This is a genomic window from Salipiger sp. PrR007 (genome assembly GCF_010499845.1).
Lineage (GTDB): Bacteria > Pseudomonadota > Alphaproteobacteria > Rhodobacterales > Rhodobacteraceae > Salipiger > Salipiger pacificus_A.
In genome coordinates this window covers 42,215-64,286 of sequence record NZ_JAAGOZ010000015.1, presented here as the reverse complement: position 1 = coordinate 64,286, position 22,072 = coordinate 42,215, and the positions used below count along the sequence as shown (strand labels likewise).

Annotated in this window: 22 protein-coding genes; 14 read left to right on the top strand and 8 right to left on the bottom strand. The window is 68.1% G+C overall.

Going from position 1 to position 22,072, the window contains the following annotated elements:
- Positions 1-58 precede the first annotated feature (58 nt).
- From G0Q01_RS06115 to G0Q01_RS06095, 5 genes are all read left to right on the top strand, one after another.
- Positions 59-1,408, top strand: coding sequence for a PepSY domain-containing protein (locus G0Q01_RS06115; RefSeq protein ID WP_164213094.1), 1,350 nt, complete (start codon positions 59-61; stop codon positions 1,406-1,408).
- 152 nt (positions 1,409-1,560) lie between these two features.
- Positions 1,561-2,274 carry an ABC transporter ATP-binding protein gene (locus G0Q01_RS06110; protein ID WP_164195940.1) on the top strand — a complete coding sequence of 238 codons (714 nt, stop codon included), beginning with the start codon at positions 1,561-1,563 and terminating at the stop codon, positions 2,272-2,274.
- A complete protein-coding gene (locus G0Q01_RS06105; protein ID WP_108970922.1) occupies positions 2,249-2,866 on the top strand; it encodes a CbiQ family ECF transporter T component in 618 nt (205 codons plus the stop codon). Before G0Q01_RS06110 ends, G0Q01_RS06105 begins: the two co-directional genes overlap by 26 nt.
- Before the next feature lie 11 nt (positions 2,867-2,877).
- Positions 2,878-3,420, top strand: coding sequence for a biotin transporter BioY (locus G0Q01_RS06100; RefSeq protein WP_164195942.1), 543 nt, complete (start codon positions 2,878-2,880; stop codon positions 3,418-3,420).
- A gap of 7 nt (positions 3,421-3,427) precedes the next feature.
- Entirely contained in the window at positions 3,428-4,108 is a 681-nt protein-coding gene (locus tag G0Q01_RS06095) for a nitroreductase (RefSeq protein ID WP_164195943.1), read from the top strand.
- Here G0Q01_RS06095 and G0Q01_RS06090 read toward each other — a convergent pair.
- Positions 4,101-5,201: a thiolase family protein gene (locus G0Q01_RS06090; protein WP_164213093.1), complete on the bottom strand. Its 1,101-nt coding sequence runs from the start codon at positions 5,199-5,201 to the stop codon at positions 4,101-4,103. The genes G0Q01_RS06095 and G0Q01_RS06090 overlap by 8 nt on opposite strands.
- Positions 5,198-6,352, bottom strand: coding sequence for an AMP-binding protein (locus G0Q01_RS06085; RefSeq protein WP_164195945.1), 1,155 nt, complete (start codon positions 6,350-6,352; stop codon positions 5,198-5,200). Before G0Q01_RS06085 ends, G0Q01_RS06090 begins: the two co-directional genes overlap by 4 nt.
- 255 nt (positions 6,353-6,607) lie before the next feature.
- Between G0Q01_RS06085 and G0Q01_RS06080 the strand changes: the two genes are divergently transcribed.
- Positions 6,608-8,689, top strand: coding sequence for an ATP-dependent helicase (locus G0Q01_RS06080; protein WP_164195946.1), 2,082 nt, complete (start codon positions 6,608-6,610; stop codon positions 8,687-8,689).
- Here G0Q01_RS06080 and G0Q01_RS06075 read toward each other — a convergent pair whose 3' ends face one another.
- Positions 8,690-9,103, bottom strand: a complete 414-nt coding sequence (locus G0Q01_RS06075; RefSeq protein WP_164195947.1) for a VOC family protein — start codon at positions 9,101-9,103, stop codon at positions 8,690-8,692.
- Positions 9,104-9,493: 390 nt separating this feature from the next.
- On the opposite strand from G0Q01_RS06075, the gene G0Q01_RS06070 reads away from it, so the two are divergent.
- From G0Q01_RS06070 to G0Q01_RS06035, 8 genes are all read left to right on the top strand, one after another.
- Positions 9,494-10,330 (top strand): transporter substrate-binding domain-containing protein, encoded by an 837-nt coding sequence (locus tag G0Q01_RS06070; protein ID WP_164213092.1) that lies wholly within the window; start codon positions 9,494-9,496, stop codon positions 10,328-10,330.
- A 119-nt stretch (positions 10,331-10,449) separates the two neighbouring features.
- A complete protein-coding gene (locus G0Q01_RS06065; RefSeq protein WP_164196036.1) occupies positions 10,450-11,187 on the top strand; it encodes an amino acid ABC transporter ATP-binding protein in 738 nt (245 codons plus the stop codon).
- Positions 11,184-11,852 carry an amino acid ABC transporter permease gene (locus G0Q01_RS06060; protein ID WP_108970913.1) on the top strand — a complete coding sequence of 223 codons (669 nt, stop codon included), beginning with the start codon at positions 11,184-11,186 and terminating at the stop codon, positions 11,850-11,852. The genes G0Q01_RS06065 and G0Q01_RS06060 overlap by 4 nt, the downstream gene beginning before the upstream one ends.
- A 12-nt stretch (positions 11,853-11,864) precedes the next feature.
- Positions 11,865-12,533: an amino acid ABC transporter permease gene (locus tag G0Q01_RS06055; protein ID WP_164195951.1), complete on the top strand. Its 669-nt coding sequence runs from the start codon at positions 11,865-11,867 to the stop codon at positions 12,531-12,533.
- Between the two features lie 22 nt (positions 12,534-12,555).
- Positions 12,556-13,482, top strand: coding sequence for an N-carbamoyl-D-amino-acid hydrolase (locus G0Q01_RS06050; RefSeq protein ID WP_164195953.1), 927 nt, complete (start codon positions 12,556-12,558; stop codon positions 13,480-13,482).
- 88 nt (positions 13,483-13,570) lie between these two features.
- Complete coding sequence (gene hydA, locus G0Q01_RS06045; RefSeq protein WP_164213091.1) at positions 13,571-15,025, top strand: dihydropyrimidinase; 1,455 nt, start codon at positions 13,571-13,573, stop codon at positions 15,023-15,025.
- Positions 15,025-15,678, top strand: coding sequence for an aspartate/glutamate racemase family protein (locus G0Q01_RS06040; protein ID WP_164195957.1), 654 nt, complete (start codon positions 15,025-15,027; stop codon positions 15,676-15,678). The genes hydA and G0Q01_RS06040 overlap by 1 nt, the downstream gene beginning before the upstream one ends.
- On the top strand, positions 15,675-16,616 hold the full coding sequence (locus G0Q01_RS06035; RefSeq protein WP_164195959.1) for a LysR family transcriptional regulator: 942 nt from the start codon (positions 15,675-15,677) through the stop codon (positions 16,614-16,616). The genes G0Q01_RS06040 and G0Q01_RS06035 overlap by 4 nt, the downstream gene beginning before the upstream one ends.
- A gap of 72 nt (positions 16,617-16,688) precedes the next feature.
- Here the strand turns inward: G0Q01_RS06035 and G0Q01_RS06030 are convergent, their stop codons facing one another.
- The 5 genes from G0Q01_RS06030 to G0Q01_RS06010 all read right to left on the bottom strand — a co-directional run bounded on the left by G0Q01_RS06030 (position 16,689) and on the right by G0Q01_RS06010 (position 21,954).
- Positions 16,689-17,489: an ABC transporter ATP-binding protein gene (locus G0Q01_RS06030; protein ID WP_164195961.1), complete on the bottom strand. Its 801-nt coding sequence runs from the start codon at positions 17,487-17,489 to the stop codon at positions 16,689-16,691.
- Positions 17,486-18,343: an ABC transporter ATP-binding protein gene (locus G0Q01_RS06025; RefSeq protein WP_164195963.1), complete on the bottom strand. Its 858-nt coding sequence runs from the start codon at positions 18,341-18,343 to the stop codon at positions 17,486-17,488. The genes G0Q01_RS06030 and G0Q01_RS06025 overlap by 4 nt, the downstream gene beginning before the upstream one ends.
- Positions 18,340-19,272 (bottom strand): ABC transporter permease, encoded by a 933-nt coding sequence (locus G0Q01_RS06020; protein WP_164195965.1) that lies wholly within the window; start codon positions 19,270-19,272, stop codon positions 18,340-18,342. Before G0Q01_RS06020 ends, G0Q01_RS06025 begins: the two co-directional genes overlap by 4 nt.
- A complete protein-coding gene (locus tag G0Q01_RS06015) occupies positions 19,269-20,270 on the bottom strand; it encodes an ABC transporter permease (protein WP_255455555.1) in 1,002 nt (333 codons plus the stop codon). Before G0Q01_RS06015 ends, G0Q01_RS06020 begins: the two co-directional genes overlap by 4 nt.
- Positions 20,271-20,337: 67 nt before the next feature.
- Complete coding sequence (locus G0Q01_RS06010; protein ID WP_235939691.1) at positions 20,338-21,954, bottom strand: ABC transporter substrate-binding protein; 1,617 nt, start codon at positions 21,952-21,954, stop codon at positions 20,338-20,340.
- Positions 21,955-22,072 lie beyond the last annotated feature (118 nt).

Genomic DNA, 22,072 nt, shown 5'->3' with positions numbered 1-22,072 from the left:
GCCGCCCGGGGCCTCTCTCTCCTGCCCGGCACGAGGCCGGGACAATCGGACTCTTCTCATGACGGAAACGACCTCGCGCGCCGCCTCGGCCGCGCTCTACCGCGCCGTATGGCGCTGGCATTTCATCGCCGGTCTTGTGATCCTGCCTTTCGTGCTGATCCTGGCCATCACCGGCGGCATCTACCTCTTCAAGGACGAGATCAACGACGCGGCCTATTCCCGCCTGCGCTTCGTCGAGCCTGCCACCGCGCAGCGCGCGCCCTCGGCCCTCGCCGCCGCCGCGCTCGAGGCGCATCCGGGCGAGCTCAAGGCCTACACCCCGCCCGCCTCCGCGACCCGCAGCGCCGAGATCGACATTCTCGGCGCGGATGGGCTGAAGGATACGGTCTACGTGAATCCCTACACCGGTGAGGTGCTGGGCACGCTCTGGGACGGCGGCGCCGCGGGCAGCCCGGCGATGTACGTGGTGCGCAAGCTGCACTCGCTGGAGTACGTCGGCTGGCTCGGCAACCGGCTCATCGAGATGGCCGCGGGCTGGATGGTGCTGCTGGTCGCCAGCGGCATCTACCTGTGGTGGCCGCGCGGGCGGGGGCTCGGGACAACATCCATCAAGGCCAGGCGGGGGCGTCCCTGGTGGCGCGACCTGCACGCGGTCACCGGCCTCTACACAGGGGTCTTCATCGTGTTCCTCGCGCTGACCGGTCTGCCCTGGTCGGCGATCTGGGGCGGCAAGTTCTACGAATACGCCAATGCCCTCGAGCTCGGGATGCCCGAGGGCTACTGGTCCGGCCTGCCGAGCTCGACCGTGCCGCTTTCCGAGGCCACCGATCGCGCGCCCTGGATCATCGAGAAGCAGCCGGTGCCGATGTCGTCGGCGGCAGAGGGTGTCCCCCAGACGCTCGACCAGGTGGTCGCGACGGTGGAGGGCCTTGGCATCGTGCCGGGCTATTCCGTGTCGATGCCGAGGGGGCCGGCGGGCGTGTTCACCGCTTCGGTCTATCCCGATGACATCACCTATGAGCAGGTGATCCACCTCGACCAATACAGCGGCGCGGTGCTCTACGACGCGGATCTTGCCGACCTCGGCACGCTCGGCCGCTGGGCCGAATGGGGCATTTCCGTCCACATGGGGCAGGAATGGGGGCTGGTGAACCAGATCGTCCTGCTTCTGGCCTGCCTCGCCATGGTCGGGCTCTGCGTGTCGGGCGCCGCCATGTGGTGGAAACGCCGCCCCTCGGGCGCGCTCGGCGTGCCGCAGGTGCCAACCGACTGGCGCTTTCCCCGCACGCTGCTGCTGATGGCCGTGGCGGCGGGCGTGTTCTTCCCGCTGGTCGGCCTGTCGATGCTGGGGCTGGCGGCGGTGGAAGTCGCGCTGCACCTTGCGCGGCGGCGGAAGGCGCTGGCGTGAGTCAGGCAGGCGCCCGCTGCGGCGGGCGCCTGCAGACCGCGACCCTCCCTTGCAGGGGCGCGGCCAGCCGCCCGGATGGCACGGAAGGGATTGCAACCGGACCGCCGCGCGTCGTACCCCGGGCCGACATCGGATCGCAAAGGAACGCGCGGGTGCTGCAGCTCAGGAATGTCTCGGTGACGCTTGGCGGGGTGGAGGCCCTGCGGCAGGTCTCGCTGAGCGCGGCGGAGCGGCGCATCGGCATCGTCGGCCGCAACGGCTCGGGCAAGACAACGCTTGCGCGGGTGATCGCCGGGCTGCAGGTGCCCGACACGGGCAGCGCCGAGATCGACGGTAGCGACATGGCGCGCGACCGCAAGGCGGCGCTGCGCTCGGTCGGCATCCTGTTCCAGAACCCCGACCACCAGATCATCTTCCCCACCGTCGAGGAGGAGATCGCCTTCGGCCTTGTGCAGCTCGGCCGAAGCCGCGCCGAGGCGGCGGGCGAGGTGCAGATGATCCTTGCCCATTTCGGCAAGAGCCACTGGGCCTCGGCGCCGACCCACGGGCTGTCGCAGGGGCAGAAGCAACTGGTGTGCCTGATGGCTGTGCTGGCGATGCGCCCGGCGCTGATCGTGCTCGACGAGCCCTATTCCGGGCTCGACATCCCCACCCGCATGCAGCTCATGCGCTACGTCGACGAGGTCGCGGCGCGGATCCTGCACATCACCCACGACCCCGAGAGCGTGCGCCATTACGACCGGGTGATCTGGATCGACGAGGGCGCGCTGCGCGCCGACGGCCCGCCGGCCGAGGTGCTGGGCCAGTTCGAGGCGCAGATGCGCCTTTGGGGAGGGCGCGATGATCTCTCTGACCTCGCCGGTTGAAACCTGGGCCCATCGGGTGCCGGCGGGCGTCAAGCTCGCGGCACTGTCTTTGGCGACGGTCGGGCTTTTCGCAGTGCAGGATCCGCGGCCGCTCGCGCTCGCGCTCGCGGGGGTGGTGGCTCTGGTGCTGTCCGGCGGGCTGACGTTCGCGGCCGAGGCCGCGCGCAGCCTGCGCATCCTGCTGCCCTTTCTCGGGCTGATCGCGGCCTGGCACCTGGTCACCGGGCAATTGGCCGAGGGCCTCGCCGTCGCGCTTCGCCTGCTGGCGGCGCTGACGCTGGCGAATTTTGTCACCATGACCACGCGGCTCACCGACATGGTCGCGGTCGCGACCTGGCTGCTGGCCCCCTTCCGCCGCTTTGGTCTGTCGACCCGTGCACTGGAGCTTTCGGTCGCGCTGGTGGTCCGCTTCACCCCCTCGATCGCCCGCAAGGGCGGGCAACTCACCGAGGCCTGGCGCGCCCGTTCGGCCCGCCGCGCCGGATGGCAGGTCGTGATGCCCCTTGCGGCGCTGGCCATTGATGATGCAGAACATGTCGCCGAGGCGCTGCGCGCCCGGGGCGGTCTCGAGCCGCCAGACACGACCGGATAGGAGGATCCGCCTTGGAACGCAATCTCACCCATGTCGCGCTCTTTGCCGCGCTCATCGCCGGGCTCGGGCTGATCCCCAAGTTCACCCTCGCCTTCGGCGTGCCAATCACCGCGCAGACCCTGGGCGTGATGCTTGCCGGCACGGTGCTCGGCGCGAAACGCGGTGCCTTGGCCTGCCTGCTGTTCATCGCGCTGATCGCGCTCGGCCTGCCGCTGCTGGCCGGCGGACGCGGCGGTCTCGGCGTCTTCGCCTCGCCCACCGTGGGCTTCCTCGTCGGCTGGCCGGTCGCCGCCTTCGTCACCGGCTTCATCGTCGAGCGCTGGCGCGGCAACCTGGCGCTGGTCTCCGCCATCGCCTCGGTGGTCGGCGGCATCCTGGTGCTTTACGTCTTCGGCGTCCTGGGCATGTCGGTCACCCTCGGCAAGTCCATCCCCGAGGCCACCCTGCTGGTCACCGCCTTCATCCCCGGCGACGTGATCAAGGCGGTCCTGGCGGGGCTCATCACCTCGGCGTTGGCCCGCTCGCGCCCGGCGAGCCTGCTCTCGCGCGGGTGATCCCGGCATGAGCCTGTCGCCGGCGGAGGAGCTGCTCTTCGCGCGCCGCTCCGCCCGCGCCTTCCTGAAAGACCCTGTGCCGCGCGCCGATCTCGAGCGGATCCTGCGCGCGGCGCGCTCGGCGCCGAGCGGCGCAAACCTGCAGCCCGGCCGGTTCCACGCACTGACCGGCGCGCCGCTGGCCGATCTCAGCGCGGCGCTGCTCGGGGCCATCGAGGAGGGTCGACCGCAGGTCGCGCAATATTCCTATTTCCCCACCCCCCTGCCACCCGCGCTGAAGGCCAAGCAGCGCGCCGCGGGATATGCGCTTTACGCAGCGCTGGGGATCGCGCGCCGCGACCTCGTCGGCCGCCGCGACCAGTTCACCCGCAACTACGCCTTCTTCGACGCCCCGGTCGGGATCGTCGTGACCATCGAGCCCGAGATGGGCAAGGGCTGCTTCATGGACCTGGGCATGGCTCTGATGGCGCTGATGGTGGCGGCCCAAGGCATGGGCTACGCCACCTGCGGCATTGGCGCGCTGGCAAATTATGCGGATGTCGCCCACGCCCATCTCGGCCTCGGCGACGACGAGCTGGTGGTCTGCGGCATGGCGCTGGGGCGAGCCGACCCCGAGGCTCCGGTGAACAAGGTCGAAACCGCCCGCGACACGCTCGAAACCTACGCCAGCTTGCGCGGTTTCAGCTAGACAGCAGCACCGCCGTCCCGAGCCCGCCCGCCGCCGCGATGGCGGCAATCCCCGTGCCGCCGCGCTTTCGCAGCTCGTGAAACAGCCTCACCGCGTTGATCGCACCAGAGGCCCCCACTGGATGCCCACGCGCCAGACCGCCGCCGCCGGGATTGACGATCTCGGGATCGAGCCCTGCGCCCTCGACGCAGGCGATGGCCTGCACGGCGTAGGCCTCCATCACCTCGGCGACGCTCAGGTCTTCCGCGCGCAGCCCGTGCCGGTCGAGCAGGGTCCGGATTGCCGCCACCGGCGCGAGTCCGGGCCGGTACGGCCGGCCGCCCAGCGTCAGCCCGCCGAGATAGCAAAGGCCCTGCCGCCCGAGCCGCGCCGCCACGCGCTCCGAGACCAGCACGCAGAGCGCCGCCCCATCCGCTGCCACGGCGGCATTGGCGGCGGTGATCGAGCCCGAGAGCACCGGCGCCCGCGCCGCCAGCCGCGGCGAGAGCGCGCGCGTGAAGGCGTCGCCCGGGAGCCCCGCGAGCGGGATGATCTCGGCGGAGAGATCGGCGCAGAGCGCCTTGCGGTGGCTCTCGATGGCCCAGAAATCCTGCGCCGCGCGCGAAATCCCGCCCTCTTGCCCCAATGCATCCGCCGCCGCGTCCATCTCCGGGTCCAGCGCGGGCCATGGGGTGAAGGGCGGGCGATCGTAGCCGCGCGCGGGGCCGCCGTCCGGGTCGGTGCGCAGCCGCAGTGGACGCCGCGAGTAGGATTCGACCCCGCCCGCCAGCACCACCTCGGCCTGCCCCGCGGCGATCAGTGCGGCGCCCATCACCAACGCGTCGAGCCCGCCGCAGCACTGCCGGTCGAGGGTGAGCCCGGCCACGCGCTCGGGCAGACCCGCCGCCAGCGCCACCAGCCGTCCCGGATTGCCGCCCGCGCCGAGCGCATTGCCGAGCACCAGCTCGTCGACCTCATCAAGGGTGAGCCCCGCCTCTGCAACGGCCGAACGCAAGACGGGCGCGGCCAGTTCGTGAAGCTCCAGCCGCGACAGCGCCCCGCCGCGGGGCGCCACCGGTGCGCGCAGCGCCGCGAGGATGCGGACGCCGCTCATGGACCGTCCCCCAGCCGCCGGGCGATCTCGCGCAGGTCGGGCTTGCCCGAGACGGTGAGCGGGAAATCCTCGAGGCCAATCACCCGCCGCGGCGCCGCCAGAGGGCCGACGGCCGCGCGGCAGAGCGCCAGGAGCCGCCCGGCCGTGGCCGCGTCACAGCCGCCCGCGATCACCGCCACCAGGTGCACGCCGCGCCTCGGGTCGGGGCGCGGCACCACCGCGCAGTGGCGCACGCCGGCATCGCCGAGCAGCAGCGCCTCGATGTCCTCGGGAAAGACGTTGCGGTCGGCGATGGTGACCATGCGGCTGCGCCGCCCCGCGACGGCGAGCGTCCCGTGCGCGTCGAGCTTGCCCATCTCGCCCACGCTCAGAAAGCCGTCCCGCCAGCGGGTGTCGGCGCTGGTGCCTTCGGCATAGCCCTCGAAGAGATAGGGGCTGCGGACCCAGATCTCGCCGAACTCTCCCTCGGGGGCATCGATGCGGATCTCAACGCCCGGATAGGCGTGGCCCACCGCCCCGCCCGGCCCCTCCGCGTCGCCCCAGGCGATGAAGCTGGTCTCTGCCGCGCCGTAGAATTCCCGAAGTTCCGCGCCCGGGCAAAGCTCGGCGATGCGCGTCCGGAGCCCCGCGGGCATCCGCCCGCCGCCGCAAAGAATGTGGCGCAGCGCCGGAAGCCCCTGCCCCGCCGCGCAAAGCAGTCGCAGTTGCGTCGGCGTGGCATAGAGCACCGTCGCCCCCGCCGCGTGCAGCGCTGCCGCCTGCCGGGCGGGGCGCACTGCGTCGAGGCAGAGCAGGTCCGCCCCCAGCCAGGCCGCCTCGGCGATGGCGTAGAGCGCCAGAGAATGCTGCGGCGCGCCGAGCACGCCGTAGGCATCGCCCGGAGAGATGCCAAGCGCCGCGGCATTTACCCTAAAGCTGGCGATCCACGAGCCATGCGTGCGGCGGATCGCCTTGGCGGTGCCGGTGGTGCCCGAGGATCGGCTCTGCAGAATGCCGCGATCGGCCAGCGGCAACCGCGCGATTCCCTCTGGCCCGATGGTGAAGCCTGCCCCCTCCGTCAGCGCGGCGCGCAGCTCGTGCAAGAGCGCGCCCGGCGCCTCCGGGGCGCGCAGGCGGCAGTCTGGATGCCAGTGAAAGAGCGTGTCACTCACGAAAGACGTCCTCGGGCCAGCAATGGTCCCGGTCCTTTTCCCCCAAGCGGCGCCGGGACGCAAAGCGCAAGTTTGCGCCGCTAGCGGGTGTCTTTGCGAAGAGACGAAGCCGAAGGGGCGTCTTTCACCCAAGATCGATCCTCTTGGGGCGGGCGCGCAGCGTCGCTTCGAATACCAAGTTCCCATTATGTTCCCGATCCGCTATGCTCGCCGCGATCAGACCAAGCCGCAGGGCAGCGCAGGATCGGGCAGCAGATGACACAGGTAGAGATCACGGCAGCGAAGGCCGCGGAGCAGGCCGACCCGCTCGCGGCGCTGAACGAGAACCAGCGCGCCGCCGCCACCTTCGGAGTGCGGCCCGGAGATGCGGCGCCGGCAGGGCCGCTGCTGGTGATCGCCGGGGCGGGTTCGGGCAAGACCAGCACGCTGGCGCACCGTGTCGCGCATCTGCTGATGAACGGGGCGGATCCGCAGCGCATCCTGCTGATGACCTTCTCGCGCCGCGCGGCGACTGAGCTGACCCGCCGGGTCGAGGCGATCACCACCCGGGCGATGGGCACCGGGATCGTTGCCGAGGCGCTCACATGGGCCGGCACCTTCCACGCCATCGGCGCGCGGCTGCTGCGCGAGCACGCGCCCGCCATCGGGCTCAGCCCCGAGTTCTCGATCCACGACCGCGAGGACAGCGCCGACCTGATGAACCTCTGCCGCAACGGGCTTGGCCTGTCGCAGACCGAGAAGCGCTTTCCGGCCAAGGGCACCTGCCTGTCGATCTATTCGCGGGCTGTCAACGCCGGCGAGCCGCTGGCCGAGGTGCTGCGCGACCACTTTCCGTGGTGCGCCATGTGGGAGGCCGAGTTGAAGGCCCTCTTCGGCGCCTATGTCCGCGCCAAGCAGGCGCAGAACGTGCTCGATTACGACGACCTGCTGCTGGCCTGGGCACAGGTCATGTCCGACCCGGAGTTCGCCGCCCATATCGGCGGCGCCTGGGACCATGTACTGATCGACGAGTATCAGGATACCAACCGGCTTCAGGCGCGGATCCTCCTGGCGCTGAAGCCGGACGGGCGCGGGCTGACCGTGGTGGGCGACGACGCGCAGTCGATCTACGCCTTCCGCGCCGCGACGGTGCGCAACATCCTCGACTTTCCCGCCGCCTTTGCCCCGCCTGCCGATGTCATCACGCTCGACCGCAACTACCGCTCGACGGCGCCCATCCTCGAGGCCGCCAACGCGGTGATCGGACAGGCGCGCGAGCGCTTCACCAAGAACCTCTGGACCACCCGCGCCTCGGCCGAGAAGCCGCGGCTGGTGACCGTCAGCACCGAGGCCGATCAGGCGCGCTACATGGTGGACCGCATTCTGGAAGACCGCGAGACCGGGACTGCGCTCAAACAGCAGGCCGTGCTCTTCCGCACCTCCAGCCACTCGGTGCAGCTCGAGGCCGAGCTGACCCGGCGCAACGTGCCTTACGTGAAATTCGGCGGGCTGAAGTTCCTCGACAGCGCCCATGTAAAAGACCTGCTGTCGGTACTGCGGCTGGCGCGCAACCCGCGCGACCGGGTGGCGGGTTTCAGGGTGCTGCAGCTCATTCCCGGCATCGGGCCGAAGTCGGCGGCGAACATCCTCGATGCGCTGGATCTCTCGCCCGATCCCGCGGCGGCGCTGGCCGATGTTGCGCCCCCGGCCAAGGCCGAGGCCGACTGGCCCGGGTTCGTCGCCGCGATGACCACGCGCGCGCCTTGGCCCGCCGCCATCGGGCTGGCGCGGGCGTGGTACGAGCCGCATCTCACCCGCATCCACGAGGATGCCGACACCCGCCGCGACGATCTGCTGCAGCTCGAGCAGATCGCGCTTGGCTACCCTTCGGCCGAGGCCTTCCTGACCGAGCTGACGCTCGATCCGCCCGACGCCACCTCGGACCGCTCGGGGGTGCCGCTGAAGGATGAGGATTACCTGATCCTGTCGACCATCCATTCGGCCAAGGGGCAGGAGTGGAAATCAGTCTACCTGCTCAACGCGGTCGATGGCTGCATTCCCTCGGACCTCGGCACGGGATCGACTCCGGAACTGGAGGAGGAGCGGCGGCTGCTCTATGTGGCGATGACCCGCGCCAAGGACCGGCTGACGTTGGGCCTGCCGCTGCGGTTCTACGTGACGCAGCAGAGCCGGGGTGGCGACCGGCACGTCTACGCCACGCGCACCCGCTTCATCCCGCGCGAGATGCTCGGACATTTCGAGAGCGAGCACTGGTCGCCGGCCCCTCAGGGCAGCAGACCCGCCCCGGCGCCGGGGCGGATCGACATCGCCGCGCAGATGCGCGACATGTGGGGCTGATCAGGCGGCGAAGAGACCGTCGAAATCCTTGAAGCCCTTGATCTCGATCGGGTTGCCCGAGGGATCGAAGAAGAACATGGTGCGCTGCTCGCCCGGCTCGCCTTCGAAGCGGATCACCGGCGGGATGTCGAATGCGACACCCTTTTCGGCCAGCCGATCCGCCAGCGCCAGCCAGTCATCGAGCCGCAGCACCGCGCCCATGTGCGGCATCATCACCATGTGTTCGCCGACCTTGCCGGTGCGGGTCACCGGGAAAGGCTCGCCGAGGTGCAGCGAGAGCTGGTGGCCGAAGAAGTCGAAATCGACCCAGCTGTCGGTCGAGCGGCCTTCCTCGCAGCCCAGCACGTCGCCGTAGAAGGCGCGCGCCGCATCGAGGTCGGTGACGTGAATCGCGAGGTGGAAGAGGGATTTCATGGCTGGCCCCTTGAGCGTTTGAGAAGCGCAGGACGCATCGCCCGGCGCGTGGTGGCTCAGGGATTGCCCATTCCGCAGGCATCGTAAAGGGGGGCTGCAGAGGCGCCTTGGCGCAATGCGCCGTCTGCGCGGGCGTCAGAAGGTCACGTCAGGTGGTCGGGCGAAGATAAAAATAACTCAATAAAATCATTGTCTTGTAATTGTGGTTTCCGCAACCGGCCGCGCCGATCCGAGCGGTAGCGAGCGGCCAAGTATAAACTGACCTTATTATTATAGTTCCATTATAATCCTGATTTGTATTGCTCCTCCCCGGGCCCGGCGGCTTTTTGAGATCACGTCTCGCATCCTCTCGATGCCAAGAAAACAGATCATCCAACACGGAGCCACCCCATGACACCCAAGAGCCTTCTGCTTTCTGCCGCGCTCACCGCCCTTGCCGCCATCCCGGCCCATGCCGAAGGGTACAAGGTCGCGCTCGACGGCACCTTTGCCCCCCACGCCATGCCCAGCCTCTCGGGCGGGGTCGAGGGCTTCAATATCGATCTCTCCGCCGCCATCGGCGAGAAGCTCGGCGTCCCGATGGAGATGGTCGCAGCGCAGTTCTCCGGCCTCATCCCGGCGCTGCAGGCGGGCACCTACGACTTCCTCGTCGCCCCCACCACCGTCACCGAGGAGCGCGCGTCGAACCTGCTCTTCTCCGAGGGCTTCATGGACACCAACTTTGCCTTCACTGTCCCCGCGGGGACAGAGGCGATGGAGGGTCTCGACGCCTTCAAGGGCAAGACCATCGCGGTCAACAAGGGCTCGGTCTACGAGAGCTTCCTGAACGACAAGGCCGGTGAATACGGCTGGGAAGTCGTCGCCTACGGCACCAACACCGACGCGGTCGAGGCGGTCTCGACCGGCCGCGCCGACGCCAACCTCGCCGGTGCCACCGTCTCGGCATGGGCGGCCAAGCAGAACCCGCGCATTGATCTCAGTTACGAGTATCCCACGGGCCTCGTCTGGGCCTTCCCGTTCCGCAAGGACGACGTCGAGACCCGCGACAAGATCGACGCCGTGCTGGAATGCCTGAAGACCGACGGCACCATGGTCGCCCTGTCCGAGAAATGGTTCGGCGTGACCCCGACCGAGGGCACCACCATCGTCACCCCGACCCCCGGCTACGGCACCCCCGGTTTCGACGGCTACGACGAGACCGCGCATGAGGTCTCCTGCGACTTCTGATCGCTGACACTGCTCCCTGACATCTCCGGGCGGGGCGCCCGCCGCCCCGCCCGTTCATCGAAAGTTTACGCATGCACGCAGCCCCCTCTCCCGCCTCTGCCAAGGTCCACCAAAGACCGATGCTCGAGATCAACCAGCTCGAAAAGCGTTTCGGCGACACCCAGGTGCTGACCTCGATCGACCTCAGCGTGAAGCCGGGCGAGCTGGTCTTCGTGATCGGCCCCTCGGGCTCTGGCAAATCCACCATGCTGCGCTGCTGCAACCGGCTCGAAGAGCCCACCTCGGGCAGCATCCTTCTCGACGGCGCGCATGTCACAGCCTGCCACGGCGCCGCGCTCGACAAGATGCGGCTGAAGATCGGCATGGTGTTTCAGGGCTTCCACCTCTACCCGCACAAGTCGGTGCTGGCCAACGTCATGCTGGCGCAGGTCAAGGCGCTGAAACGGTCGAAGCCCGAGGCCAAGGCCCGCGCCATGGAGATGCTCGAGCACGTCGGGCTGGCGCATAAGGCCGAGGCCATGCCGTCCGAGCTGTCGGGCGGCCAGCAGCAGCGCGTCGCCATCGCCCGGGCGCTGGCGCTCGATCCCAAGGTCATGCTCTTCGACGAGCCCACCTCGGCGCTCGACCCCGAACTGGTGGGCTCGGTGCTCAAGGTGATGAAACAGCTGCGCGACGAGGGCATGACCATGGTCGTGGTCAGCCACGAGATGGACTTCGCCCGCGAGGCCGCCGACCGCGTCGTCTTCATGGATGGCGGCGTGGTGGTCGAGGCCGGTCCCCCCGAGGAGATCTTCGGCAACCCGAAATCAGAGCGCCTGCGCGCCTTCCTCTCCCGCCTGCACCCGAGCGCCGCATGAGATTCCTCGACACCTTCTTCGACGGCACGGTGATGGCGAAATACCTGCCGGATCTGCTCTCGGCCATCGTCACGACGCTCTGGCTCAGCGCGATCATCGTGGTCGGCGGGCTCGCGCTCGGCCTCGCGCTGGCCTGCCTGCGCACGCTCGGCCGCTGGTACCTGACCCTGCCCATCGTCGCCTTCGCCGACATCGGCCGCGCGCTGCCGCCGCTGGTCGTCATCCTGATCTTCTACTTCGGCCTGCCCGGACTCGGCATCAACCTTTCGGGGCCGATGGTGCTGATCCTCGTGCTCGGCGGCGTGCTGGCCGCCTTCGCCGAGGAAATTTTCTGGGCCGGTCTCACCGCCGTGACCAAGGGCCAATGGGAAGCCGGCCGCGCCACCGGCCTCAGCTTCGCGCAGACGCTCTTCGAGATCGCGCTGCCGCAGGCCATCCGCATGGGCATCCCGCCGCTGGTCAACCGCGCGCTGGCGATCACCAAGATGACCGCGCTCGGCTCGGTGATCGGGGTGAAGGAAATCCTCGCGGTCTCGTCGTCGGCGCAGAGCTTCTCGGGCTCGGCAACGCCGCTGACCATGGCCGCGCTCGCCTACCTCGCGATCTTCCTGCCGGTGGTCATCCTCTCGCGCCTGCTCGAACGGCGCTACGCCTGGGCCGTGTAAGGGGCGCATGACATGAGCAACTTCATCGACCTCTTCTTCAACTTCGGCATCATGGCGCAGGCCTGGCCGCTGCTGCTCAAAGGGCTCGTCATCACGCTCGAGCTTTGCGCAGTGGTCATCGGGCTCGGCCTCGTCGGCGGTCTGCTGCTGGCGCTTGGTGCGCTGTCGCCGAGCAAGTGGTTGAAATGGCCGTCGGTCGGCTTCATCGACCTCTTCCGCGCGCTGCCGCCGCTGGTTCTGCTGGTCTTCGTCTTCTCGGGCCTGCCCTTTGCCGGGCTAGATCTGAGCCCCTTCATGGCCGTGGTCATCGCCTTCTTCCTCAACAACTCGGCCTATTTCGCCGAAGTCTTCCGCGCAGGCATCCAGTCGGTGCCGAAGGGCCAGACAGAGGCCGCCCGCGCCACCGGGCTCGGCAAGGCGCAGACCCTGACCCATGTGGTCCTGCCGCAGGCGGTGCGCAACGTGCTGCCCGACCTGCTTTCGAACACCGTGGAGGTGGTCAAGCTGACCTCGCTCGCCTCGGTCGTCTCGCTTTCCGAGCTGCTCTACTCGGCCAACATGGCCCGCTCGGTCACCTACAACTCCTCGCCGCTGATCCTCGCGGCGCTGATCTACCTCGCGATCCTCTGGCCGCTGGTGCGCCTGATCTCGCGGTACCAGCGCGGGCTCGCGGTGCACTGAACGTCCCTGAAAGGAAAGACCCATGACGAAGATGATTATCGGCGGCGCCCAGATCGGCGGCATCCAGAAGGACGAGACCCGCGACGAAGTCGTCGCCCGGATGGTCGCGCTGATGGACGAGGCCCACGGCAAGGGTGTGAAGTTCCTCGTCTACCCCGAGATGACGCTGACCACCTTCTTCCCGCGCTTCTACGTCGAGGACCGCGCCGAGTTCGACCACTGGTTCGAGACCCAGATGCCGAACCCGGCGGTGCAGCCGCTCTTCGACAAGGCGAAGGCCTGCGGCATGGGCTTCACCTTTGGCTATTGCGAGCTGACCCCTGAGGGCGAGCACTTCAACACCTCGATCATCGTTTCCCCCGAGGGCGAGATCGTGCTGACCTATCGCAAGACCCACCTGCCCGGCCATGCCGAGTTCGAGCCCGAGCGCACCCACCAGCATCTCGAAAAACGCTACTTCCTGCCCGGTGACACCGGCTTCGGCGTCGTCAGGAACCAGGACGTGATCATGGGCATGGCGATCTGCAACGATCGCCGCTGGCCCGAGACATGGCGCGTGCTCGGCCTGCAGGGCGTGCAGCTGGTGACCATTGGCTACAACACCCCCTCGCAGAACAACCTGTCGAAGGAAGAAGGCATCGAGCGCCGCATGTACCACCACGAGCTCTCGGTTTGCGCCGGCGCCTACCAGAACTCGACCTATGCCGTGGCCGTCGCCAAATGCGGCATGGAAGACGGCAACCACATGTTCGCCGGTTCGATCATCGTCGACCCCGACGGCTTCGTTGTGGCAAAAGCCGAAGGCGAGGGCGACGAGCTGATCGTGCATGAGGCGGATTTCGCCAAATGCGACTTCGGCAAGTCGACCGTCTTCAACTTCGCGGCGCACCGCCGGATCGAGCACTACGGGCTGATCGCCAGCCAGACCGGCGTCAAGGTGCCCGAATAAGACAGGCGCGCCGGGGAGCCCTCCCCGGCGCCCGTCCCCGCGGGGACAGACGGACAGCGGCCCATGGCGGCCGGCAAGGAGAGACGAGATGCAATTCGACACGGTGATCCACGGCGGCCTGATCGCGACCGCCGATTACACGGCGAAGGGGGACATCGGCATCCGCGACGGGCGCATCGCCGCGGTGGCCGAAAAGCTCGAGGGCGGCGACCGCCGCATCGACGCGGGCGGGCGCATCGTCGTGCCCGGCGGCATCGAGGCCCACGCCCATATCGCGCAGGAAAGCTCCTCGGGTGTGATGACCGCCGACGACTACCTCTCGGGCTCGATCTCGGCGGCCCATGGCGGCAACTCCTCGTTCATCCCCTTCGCGGCGCAGCAGCGCGGCCAGTCGGTCGACGACGTCATCGCCACTTATGACGCCCGCGCCGCGCGCTCGGTCATCGACTATTCCTACCACCTGATCATCTCCGACCCGAAGCCCGAGGTGCTCGAGGACCAGCTGCCCCGCGCCTTTGCCCGCGGCATCACCAGCTTCAAGGTCTTCATGACCTATGACCTGATGAATCTCGGCGATGGCGGGATGCTCGACATCCTCACCGTCGCGCGCGCACATGGCGCGATCACCATGGTCCATGCCGAGAACAACGACATGGTCAAATGGATGAACAAGCGGCTCGCGGCCAAGGGGCTCACGGCACCGAAATACCACGCCATCTCGCGCCCCGAGCTGGCCGAGGAAGAGGCGATCAACCGCGCCATCCAGCTGGCCAAGCTGGTCGACGCGCCGCTCTTCATCGTGCACGTCTCGACGCAAGGCGGGGCCGAGATCGTCCGCCGGGAGAAATTCAACGGCGCCAAGCTCTTTGCCGAGACCTGCCCGCAGTACCTCGCCCTCACCCGCGAAGACCTCGACCGGCCGGGCATGGAAGGCGCGAAATACATCTGTTCTCCGCCGCTGCGTGACCACCGCACGCAGGACGCGCTCTGGCACCATATCGCGCAGGGCACCTTCGAGAGCGTCAGCTCGGACCACGCGCCCTACCGTTTCGACGAGACCGGCAAGTTCCTGAACGGGAAGGACATTCCCTATCCCAAGATCGCCAACGGCATGCCCGGCATCGCCGCGCGTCTTCCCTATCTCTTCTCCGAAGGGGTGGTGAAGGGGCGGATCACCCTCGAGCAGTTCGTGGCGCTTTCGTCCACCAACGCCGCCAAGACCTTCGGCTGCGACCGCAAGGGCCGTATCGCGCCCGGCATGGACGCAGACATCGCCATCTGGAACCCCGAGGCACGGGTGACCGTCACCGCGGCAGACCAGCACGACAACATGGACTACACGCCGTTTGAAGGCATGGAGATCATCGGCAAGCCCGAGCTCGTGATGAACCGGGGCGCGGTGATCGTCGAGCACGGCGAGCTGAAGGCAAAAGAGGGCCAGGGCCGCTTCGTCGCGCGCCAGCCGGTCGACCTGCGCGGCAGGCCCGGCGTCACCGCCAAGGAGTTCGATCCGGCGCAGAACTTCGGCGCGGAGCTGCGCTGATGGGCCCGATCCTGATCATCAACCCCAACTCCGCCGCCAGCGTCACGCAGGGCATCCGCGACGCCATCGCCCATCTCGCCCCGGCCCACGGCCCGGCGTTCGAGGTCACCGATCTGCCCGCCTCGCCCGCGACGATCATGACCGCCGAGGACGTCGCCCGCGTCGGGCTCGGCGTCGCCGAGGCGGCGCAGGCGCGGCCCGATGCCGCCGCCTATGTCTCGGCCTGCTTCTCCGATCCGGGCGTGGAGCTGACCCGCACGCTGGTCAAGCAGCCGGTGATCGGCGTGCAGGAGGCGGGCATTCTTACCGCCATGGCCCGCGCCGATCTCTTCGGGATCATCGCGCTGGCCCCCGGCTCGGTCGCCCGCCACCGAGTGAAGATCCGTGCCATGGGGGTTGAGAGCCGCCTTGCCGCCGAACTCGCCCTGCCCGGCGTCTCGGCCGAGGCTTCGGGGCGCGACCCGGAGATCTATGGCATGTGCGTGACCCTTGGGCGCGAGTTGGCCGACAAGGGCGCGGGCGCGGTGGTTCTGGGCTGCGCCGGCATGGCGCCGATCCGGGCACGGCTCGAGCGCGACATCGGCATCGCGGTGATCGATCCGGTGCAAGCCGCCGCCGCCATGGCGCTGGGACTGGTCGGAGCCCCCGAATGACCACCGAGCCGGGCCTTCCGGACGTCTCGCTGCGGCTCTTGGAGATCTTCGCGGCGATGATGCGCTGCGCCACCACTGTCGAGGCCGCCGAGCAGCTGCGCATCTCGCAGCCGGCGGTCTCGGCGGGGCTGCGACAGCTGGAAACCCAGCTCGGGCTCACCCTCTTCGAGCGCACCGGGCGAAGGTTGCAGCCCACCGCCGAGGCAAAGGCGCTCTACGAGGAAATCCGCCCGGTCTTCGCGCTGATGCGCGGTTTCTCGCAGCGGGCGCGCGACATGAAGCTCGGCATGGCCGGGCGGCTCAAGGTGATTGCCACGCCGCCGCTCGGCTACTCGGTGGCCCCTGTCGCCCTGCGCCGATTTCTCGAGGCGCGGCCTGACGTCTCGGTCGCCTTCGACGTGCGGCGGCTGGAACAGGTCAAGGACGCGGTGCAGAGCGGTCAGGCCGACATCGGCCTTGCCATCGACCACGACCGGCAGACCACGGTGAACGTCGACGTGCTGCAGCGCGCCCATATGGTGGCCCTGGTGCCGAAGGGCAGCCCGCTCGCCGCCAAGCCCCATCTCACCGCGCTCGATCTGCAGGCCGAGCCGCTGGTCGGGCTGGAGATGGGCTCGAACCTCGGGCAGCTGGTCCGCAAGGCCTACGAGCAGGTCGGCGCCACCTACGCCCCGCGCATCGAGGTGCGCTATTGCGCCACCGCCACGGCGCTGGCGGCGCAGCACCTCGGGGTGACCGTGGTCGATCCCTATTCCGCCACCACCCATGCCACCGAGGCGTTGGTCTGCAAGCCCTTCCTGCCCGCCTGCGAGGTCAAGGCGGTGATGTACACCCGCCGGGGCGTGCCCTATTCGGGGCTGCTGCACAGCTTCATGTCGGACCTGCGCGCCGCCTTCGCCGACAGCGACCTGCTGATCGCGGAGCCGCCCCGGAGCTGATCCTTTCCCCAGAATGAGAGCACCCGGACAGGTGCCTGCCCGGGTGCTGATGGCGCGCGAAGGGCGCCGGCTTCAGATCGCCGAGCGCTCTGCCTCGGCCATGCCCGCGTGGCCCGAGGAGCGCAGCGCGCTGTCCAGCAGGTGGCGGGTATAGGGGTGCTCGGCTTGCAGCCTGCGCATCGCCTCCACCTCCAGCGTCTCGACGATCTCGCCGGTCTGCATCACCGCCACGCGGTCGCACATGTGGCCGATGACGCCCAGGTCGTGGCTGACCATCAGATAGGTCAGGCCGAACTCGGCGCGCAGGTCCGACAGCAGGTTGAGGATCTCGGCCTGCACCGACACGTCGAGCGCCGAGGTCGGCTCGTCGAGCAGCAGCACCTTGGGCTCGGGTGCCAGCGCCCGGGCAATCGCCACCCGCTGCCGCTGCCCGCCCGAAAGCTGGTGCGGATAGCGGAAGCGAAAGCCGCCGCCCAGCCCCACCTGTTCCAGCAGCTTGTCGATGCGCGCATCCACCCGGTCCTTGATGCCGTGCAGCGCCAGCGTCTCGCTCAGCACGCGGTCCACGGTCTGGCGCGGATGCAGCGAGGCATAGGGATCCTGAAACACCATCTGAACCGTGCGGTAGAATGCCTTCGAGCGGCCAAGCCGCTGCAATGGCTCACCGCCGACGCTCATCGTCCCCAGCCAGTCCGGCACCAGCCCAACCAGCGCGCGCAGCACCGTCGACTTGCCCGAGCCGGACTCGCCGACGAGCCCGTAGCTCTCACCCTGCGCAACGTTCAGGTCGATCCCATGCACCACGCGGGTGCGCTCGTGACCGTCGCCGAAGAAGACCTCGAGCCCCTCGATCTGAATCTCTGGCTGGCTCATAGCATCGCACTCACGGAAGGGGCCTCGCGCCAGTTCGGATCGCGCGCAAGCGCCTCCAGCCGCGGCCGGGGGCGTTCGAGATCGGGGACCGAATTGAGCAGTCCCAGCGTGTAGGGGTGTTTCGCCTCGTGCAGCTTGCCCGCCTCGCAGACCTCGACGATCCGCCCGGCATACATCACCGCCACCCGGTCGCAGAACCCGGCCACGAGGTTGAGATCGTGGCTGATGAAGATCAGTCCCATGCCGCGCTCGCGCACCAGCTTGTCCATGATCTCAAGCACCTGCAGCTGCACCGACACGTCGAGCGCCGAAGTGGGCTCGTCGGCGATCAGGATCTCGGGGTTGGGGATCAGCATCATGGCGATCATGATGCGCTGGCCCATGCCGCCCGAAACCTCATGCGGGTAGAGCTTCATCACCCGCTCCGGCTCGCGGATCGCCACGGCCTCGAGCATCTCGAGCGCGCGCTTGTAGGCCTCGGCCTTGTTCACCTTCTCATGGGTGCGCAGCGCCTCGATGATCTGGTCGCCCACCGTCATCACCGGGTTCAGCGAGTACTTGGGATCCTGCATGATCATCGAGATATGCTTGCCCCGGATCGCCCGCATGCGCTTGGGTGAGGCGGTGAGAAGGTCTTCGCCCTGCATCTCCAGCCGGTCCGCAGTCACCTGCCCCGGCTTGCGGATGAGGCCAAGGATCGCCCGGCCGGTCATCGACTTGCCCGAGCCGGATTCGCCGACGATCCCCAGACGCTCCTTGCCGAGCGAGAGCGAGATCCCCCGCACCGCCTCGAAGGTGCCGGAGCGCGTGGGAAAGCGCACCGAGAGGTTCTCGATATCCAGAAGATTGCTCATTTGCCGCTCTCCTTCGGGTCGAGCACGTCGCGCAGACCGTCGCCAATCAGGTTGAAGGCGAGCGAGATGGCGAAGATGGCGAGACCGGGGATGGTGGCGACCCACCAGTAGTCGAGGATGTACTTGCGCCCCTCCGAGATCATCGCGCCCCATTCCGGGCTCGGCGGCTGCGCCCCGAGACCGAGGAAGCCGAGACCCGCCGCGGTGAGGATGATCCCCGCCATGTCGAGCGTCACCCGGATCACCAGCGACGAGATGCACAGCGGCCAGATGTGCTTGGTGATGATCCGGACCGGCCCCGCGCCCTGCAGGCGGACGGCGTGGATGTAGTCCGAGTTGCGGATGGTCAGCGTCTCGGCCCGGGCGATCCGCGCATAGGGCGGCCAGGCGGTCAGTGAGATCGCCAGCACCGCGTTCTCGATCCCCGCCCCCAGCGCCGCCACGAAGGCCAGCGCGAGAATGAGCCGCGGGAAGGCGAGGAAGATGTCGGTGACGCGCATCAGCACCGTGTCGACCCAGCCGCCGAAATAGCCCGCGGTGGTGCCGATGATGAGGCCCAGCAAGGGCGCCACCAGCGCCACCAGAAGCACGATGTAGAGCGAGATCCGCGCGCCGTAGAGCAGCCGCGAATAGATGTCGCGGCCAAGGCTGTCGGTGCCGAAGATATGCCCCTCCCAGCCCGGCGGCTTGAGCCGCGCGCCAAGGTCCTGAACGAAGGGATTGTCGGTGGCCAGCATCGGCGCGAAGAGCGCCGCCAGCACCAGCAGCACCAGCACGATGAGGCCGAGCGAGGTCAGCTTGTTGGAGGTCAGTTTCAGCCAGCCCTGGTACCAGGCGGCGGCGCGCGCCTGCCCGCGGGACTGCGGCGTGTCGCTCAGCAGCCAGGCCTTCAGGCCCGGCTTGGCGTCGGTAGGTGTGTGCGAGGTCATTTGGCCCTCGGATCGAAGAAGCGGTAGAGAAGGTCCGAGAAGATGTTGATGCACACGAAGATCGTTCCGATCACGACGGTGCCCCCAAGGACCGAGGCCATGTCGTTGGCCAGAAGCGAGGTGGTGATGTAGCTGCCGATGCCGGGCCAGGCGAAGATGATCTCGGTCAGCACCGAGCCTTCGAGCAGGTTGGCATAGGCCAGCGCGATCACCGTGATGAGCTGGATGGCGATGTTGCGGAAGGCATGGCGCCAGACCACGTGCCATTCGCTCAGCCCCTTCACCCGGGCGGTGATGACATATTCCGAGTTCAGCTGCTCGAGCATGAAGCTGCGGGTCATCCGGCTGATGTAGGCCAGGCTGAAATAGCCCAGCAGGCAGGCAGGCAGGATGATGTGCGACAGCGCGTCCTTGAACACGTCCCAGTCGCCGGCGATGATCGCGTCGACCAGCAGCAGGCCCGTGCGCGTCGGCACCAGCCCCTCGTAGAAGACGCCGAGCCGCCCGGGCCCGGCCACCCAGCCAAGGATGCCGTAGAAGATCAGCAGGCCCATGAGGCCGAGCCAGAAGATCGGCATGGAATAGCCGACAAGGCCGATCAGCCGCGAGATCTGGTCGATCCAGCTGCCGCGGTAGACCGCGGCGAGAACGCCCAGCGGAACGCCGAGGACGACGCCCAGAAGCGTGCCCAGCGTGGCGAGTTCCAGCGTGGCGGGGAAGACGCGCGCAATGTCCTCGGCAACCGGCTTGCCGGTGCGGATCGAGGTGCCGAAATCGCCCTGCAGCACGTCCCTGACATAGATGCCGAACTGCACGATCAGCGGCTGGTCGAGGCCGAGCTCCTGGAAGACCTGGTCGTATTGCGCCTGAGAGGCGCGCTCGCCGATGACCGCGAGCACGGGGTCGATCGGCATCACGCGGCCGATCATGAAGGTGACGAAGAGCAGGCCCAGAAGGGTGATCGCCACGGTGAAGGCAAGGCTGACGAATTTCTTCAGCCAGCTTGGCGGAAAGGAGGACGCAGCGCGCCCTCCTCCGGTGTTGGTTGCAGACTGGCTCACGGGCTTACTTCGTCACGACCCAGTAAGAGACCGCGGTGGTTGCGCCACCTGCCACGAAGTGCTCGACGCCGTCCTGCATCGCGTTCTGCTCGATCTGCTGGAACATGATGCCGAAGGGGCTGGTCTTCATGAACTCGCGCTGTAGCTCGCGGTACATCTCCGCGCGCTTCTCGCTGTCCTGCTCGACCACGGCCGCGAGCGTCTCTTCACTCATCTTCGGCAGATCCCAGGCGTTGCGCCAGGCCAGCAGGCCGGTCGCGCCTGCCTCATCCGAGTTGTCGGGGTTGTAGGCGAAGGTGCCGGCGTTGGTGTTGGGGTCGGGATAGTCCGGGCCCCAGGCACCGAGATAGATGTCATGCTCGCGGGCGCGGTAGGTGTCCAGCGTCTGCGCGCCGGTGCCCACGATCATCTCGACGTTGATGCCGATTTGGCCCCAGGTGTTCTGCAGCGACTGGCCGATGTCGATCCGGTCCTGCGCATCACGCACGTTGATGGTGATGTCGAAGCCATCCGGGTAGCCCGCCTCTTCGAGCAGCGCCTTGGCCTTCTCCACGTCGAAGCTGTAGGGCAGATCGTCGACCGCGCCCATGAACGTCTTCGGCAGGAAGGCCTGGTGGTTGATGTACTGGCCCTTCAGGAAGCTGTCCTGCATCCCGGTGTAATCGGTGGCGAACTTCATCGCCTCGAGCACCTTCGGGTTCGACAGGTACTCGTTCTTCTGGTTGGCGGACCAATACATCAGGCGGCCGCGCAGCTCGTCGACCACCTTGACGCTGTCGACGCCTTCGAGACCGGCCACATCCTCGGGCGAGAGGTTGCGGGCGATGTCGACGTCACCGCGCTCGAGCTGCAGACGCTGGGTGGCGCTTTCCTGGATGTGCTGCACGATCACGCGCTTCATCGCGGGCGCGTCGCCGGTGTACTCGGGGTTCAGATCCAGCGTGTAGCTCTCGTCGGGCTTCCAGGACGCCAGCTTGTAGGGGCCAGACCCGGCGGTGTTGTCCCGCAGCCAGGCGTTGCCCATGTCGCCGTCCTGCTCGTTGGCCATGACGGTTTCCATGTCGACGATGCCGCCGATGGTCGCCGCAAGGCAGTTCAGCACGAAGGACACGGCATAGGCCTTGTCGAGCTTCAGCACGAGGGTCTTCTCGTCGGGTGCAACGATGGTCTCTTCGACGTTTTCCGGCGTGAAGCCGAACTGGGTCAGGATGAAGGACGGGGTCTTGTTCAGCAGCACCGCCCGGCGCAGCGAGAACTCGGCGTCCTTCGCCGTCACCGGGTTGCCCGAGGCAAAGACGTGGCCATCGGCCATGGTGAAGGTGATCTGGGTGCCATCCTCGGACACTTCCCAGCTTTCCGCCAGCGCGGGCTGGAAGCCGGCGTCGAGATCCATCGGGTCGAAGTCGACCAGGTTCTCGTAAACGTTGCGGCTGATGTCGGAGCCGGTGAACTCGAAGCTCTCGGCCGGGTCCATGGTCTTTACGTCGTCGATGCGCTGCGCGATCACCAGCATGTTCGGCGGCGTCTCGGCCTGCGCGGTCAGCGCGGTGCTGGACAGCAGCGCGGCGGTCAGCAGTGCTGCACCGATGCGCATGGTCCGCGACGGGGTATGTCGGGTCATGGTCGTCTCCCTGAAGTTTCTTGGTCTCTCGCTGCGCGCTCCGGCGCCGCTGCCGCCAATCTCCCCACCCCGAGGTCGGTTCAAACAGGCTTCGCAGCGTCACGAGGCGCGATTGCTC

What these genes read in the sequence shown, in the direction of transcription:
- hydA (WP_164213091.1), top strand. Translation starts at nt 13,571, where the DNA reads ATGCAATTCGACACGGTGATCCACGGCGGCCTGATCGCGACCGCCGAT.
- G0Q01_RS06115 (WP_164213094.1), top strand. Translation starts at nt 59, where the DNA reads ATGACGGAAACGACCTCGCGCGCCGCCTCGGCCGCGCTCTACCGCGCC.
- G0Q01_RS06090 (WP_164213093.1), bottom strand. Translation starts at nt 5,201, where the DNA reads ATGAGCGGCGTCCGCATCCTCGCGGCGCTGCGCGCACCGGTGGCGCCC.
- G0Q01_RS06065 (WP_164196036.1), top strand. Translation starts at nt 10,450, where the DNA reads ATGCTCGAGATCAACCAGCTCGAAAAGCGTTTCGGCGACACCCAGGTG.
- G0Q01_RS06070 (WP_164213092.1), top strand. Translation starts at nt 9,494, where the DNA reads ATGACACCCAAGAGCCTTCTGCTTTCTGCCGCGCTCACCGCCCTTGCC.
- G0Q01_RS06040 (WP_164195957.1), top strand. Translation starts at nt 15,025, where the DNA reads ATGGGCCCGATCCTGATCATCAACCCCAACTCCGCCGCCAGCGTCACG.
- G0Q01_RS06095 (WP_164195943.1), top strand. Translation starts at nt 3,428, where the DNA reads ATGAGCCTGTCGCCGGCGGAGGAGCTGCTCTTCGCGCGCCGCTCCGCC.
- G0Q01_RS06010 (WP_235939691.1), bottom strand. Translation starts at nt 21,954, where the DNA reads ATGACCCGACATACCCCGTCGCGGACCATGCGCATCGGTGCAGCACTG.
- G0Q01_RS06050 (WP_164195953.1), top strand. Translation starts at nt 12,556, where the DNA reads ATGACGAAGATGATTATCGGCGGCGCCCAGATCGGCGGCATCCAGAAG.
- G0Q01_RS06080 (WP_164195946.1), top strand. Translation starts at nt 6,608, where the DNA reads ATGACACAGGTAGAGATCACGGCAGCGAAGGCCGCGGAGCAGGCCGAC.
- G0Q01_RS06075 (WP_164195947.1), bottom strand. Translation starts at nt 9,103, where the DNA reads ATGAAATCCCTCTTCCACCTCGCGATTCACGTCACCGACCTCGATGCG.
- G0Q01_RS06030 (WP_164195961.1), bottom strand. Translation starts at nt 17,489, where the DNA reads ATGAGCCAGCCAGAGATTCAGATCGAGGGGCTCGAGGTCTTCTTCGGC.
- G0Q01_RS06020 (WP_164195965.1), bottom strand. Translation starts at nt 19,272, where the DNA reads ATGACCTCGCACACACCTACCGACGCCAAGCCGGGCCTGAAGGCCTGG.
- G0Q01_RS06055 (WP_164195951.1), top strand. Translation starts at nt 11,865, where the DNA reads ATGAGCAACTTCATCGACCTCTTCTTCAACTTCGGCATCATGGCGCAG.
- G0Q01_RS06060 (WP_108970913.1), top strand. Translation starts at nt 11,184, where the DNA reads ATGAGATTCCTCGACACCTTCTTCGACGGCACGGTGATGGCGAAATAC.
- G0Q01_RS06025 (WP_164195963.1), bottom strand. Translation starts at nt 18,343, where the DNA reads ATGAGCAATCTTCTGGATATCGAGAACCTCTCGGTGCGCTTTCCCACG.
- G0Q01_RS06035 (WP_164195959.1), top strand. Translation starts at nt 15,675, where the DNA reads ATGACCACCGAGCCGGGCCTTCCGGACGTCTCGCTGCGGCTCTTGGAG.
- G0Q01_RS06105 (WP_108970922.1), top strand. Translation starts at nt 2,249, where the DNA reads ATGATCTCTCTGACCTCGCCGGTTGAAACCTGGGCCCATCGGGTGCCG.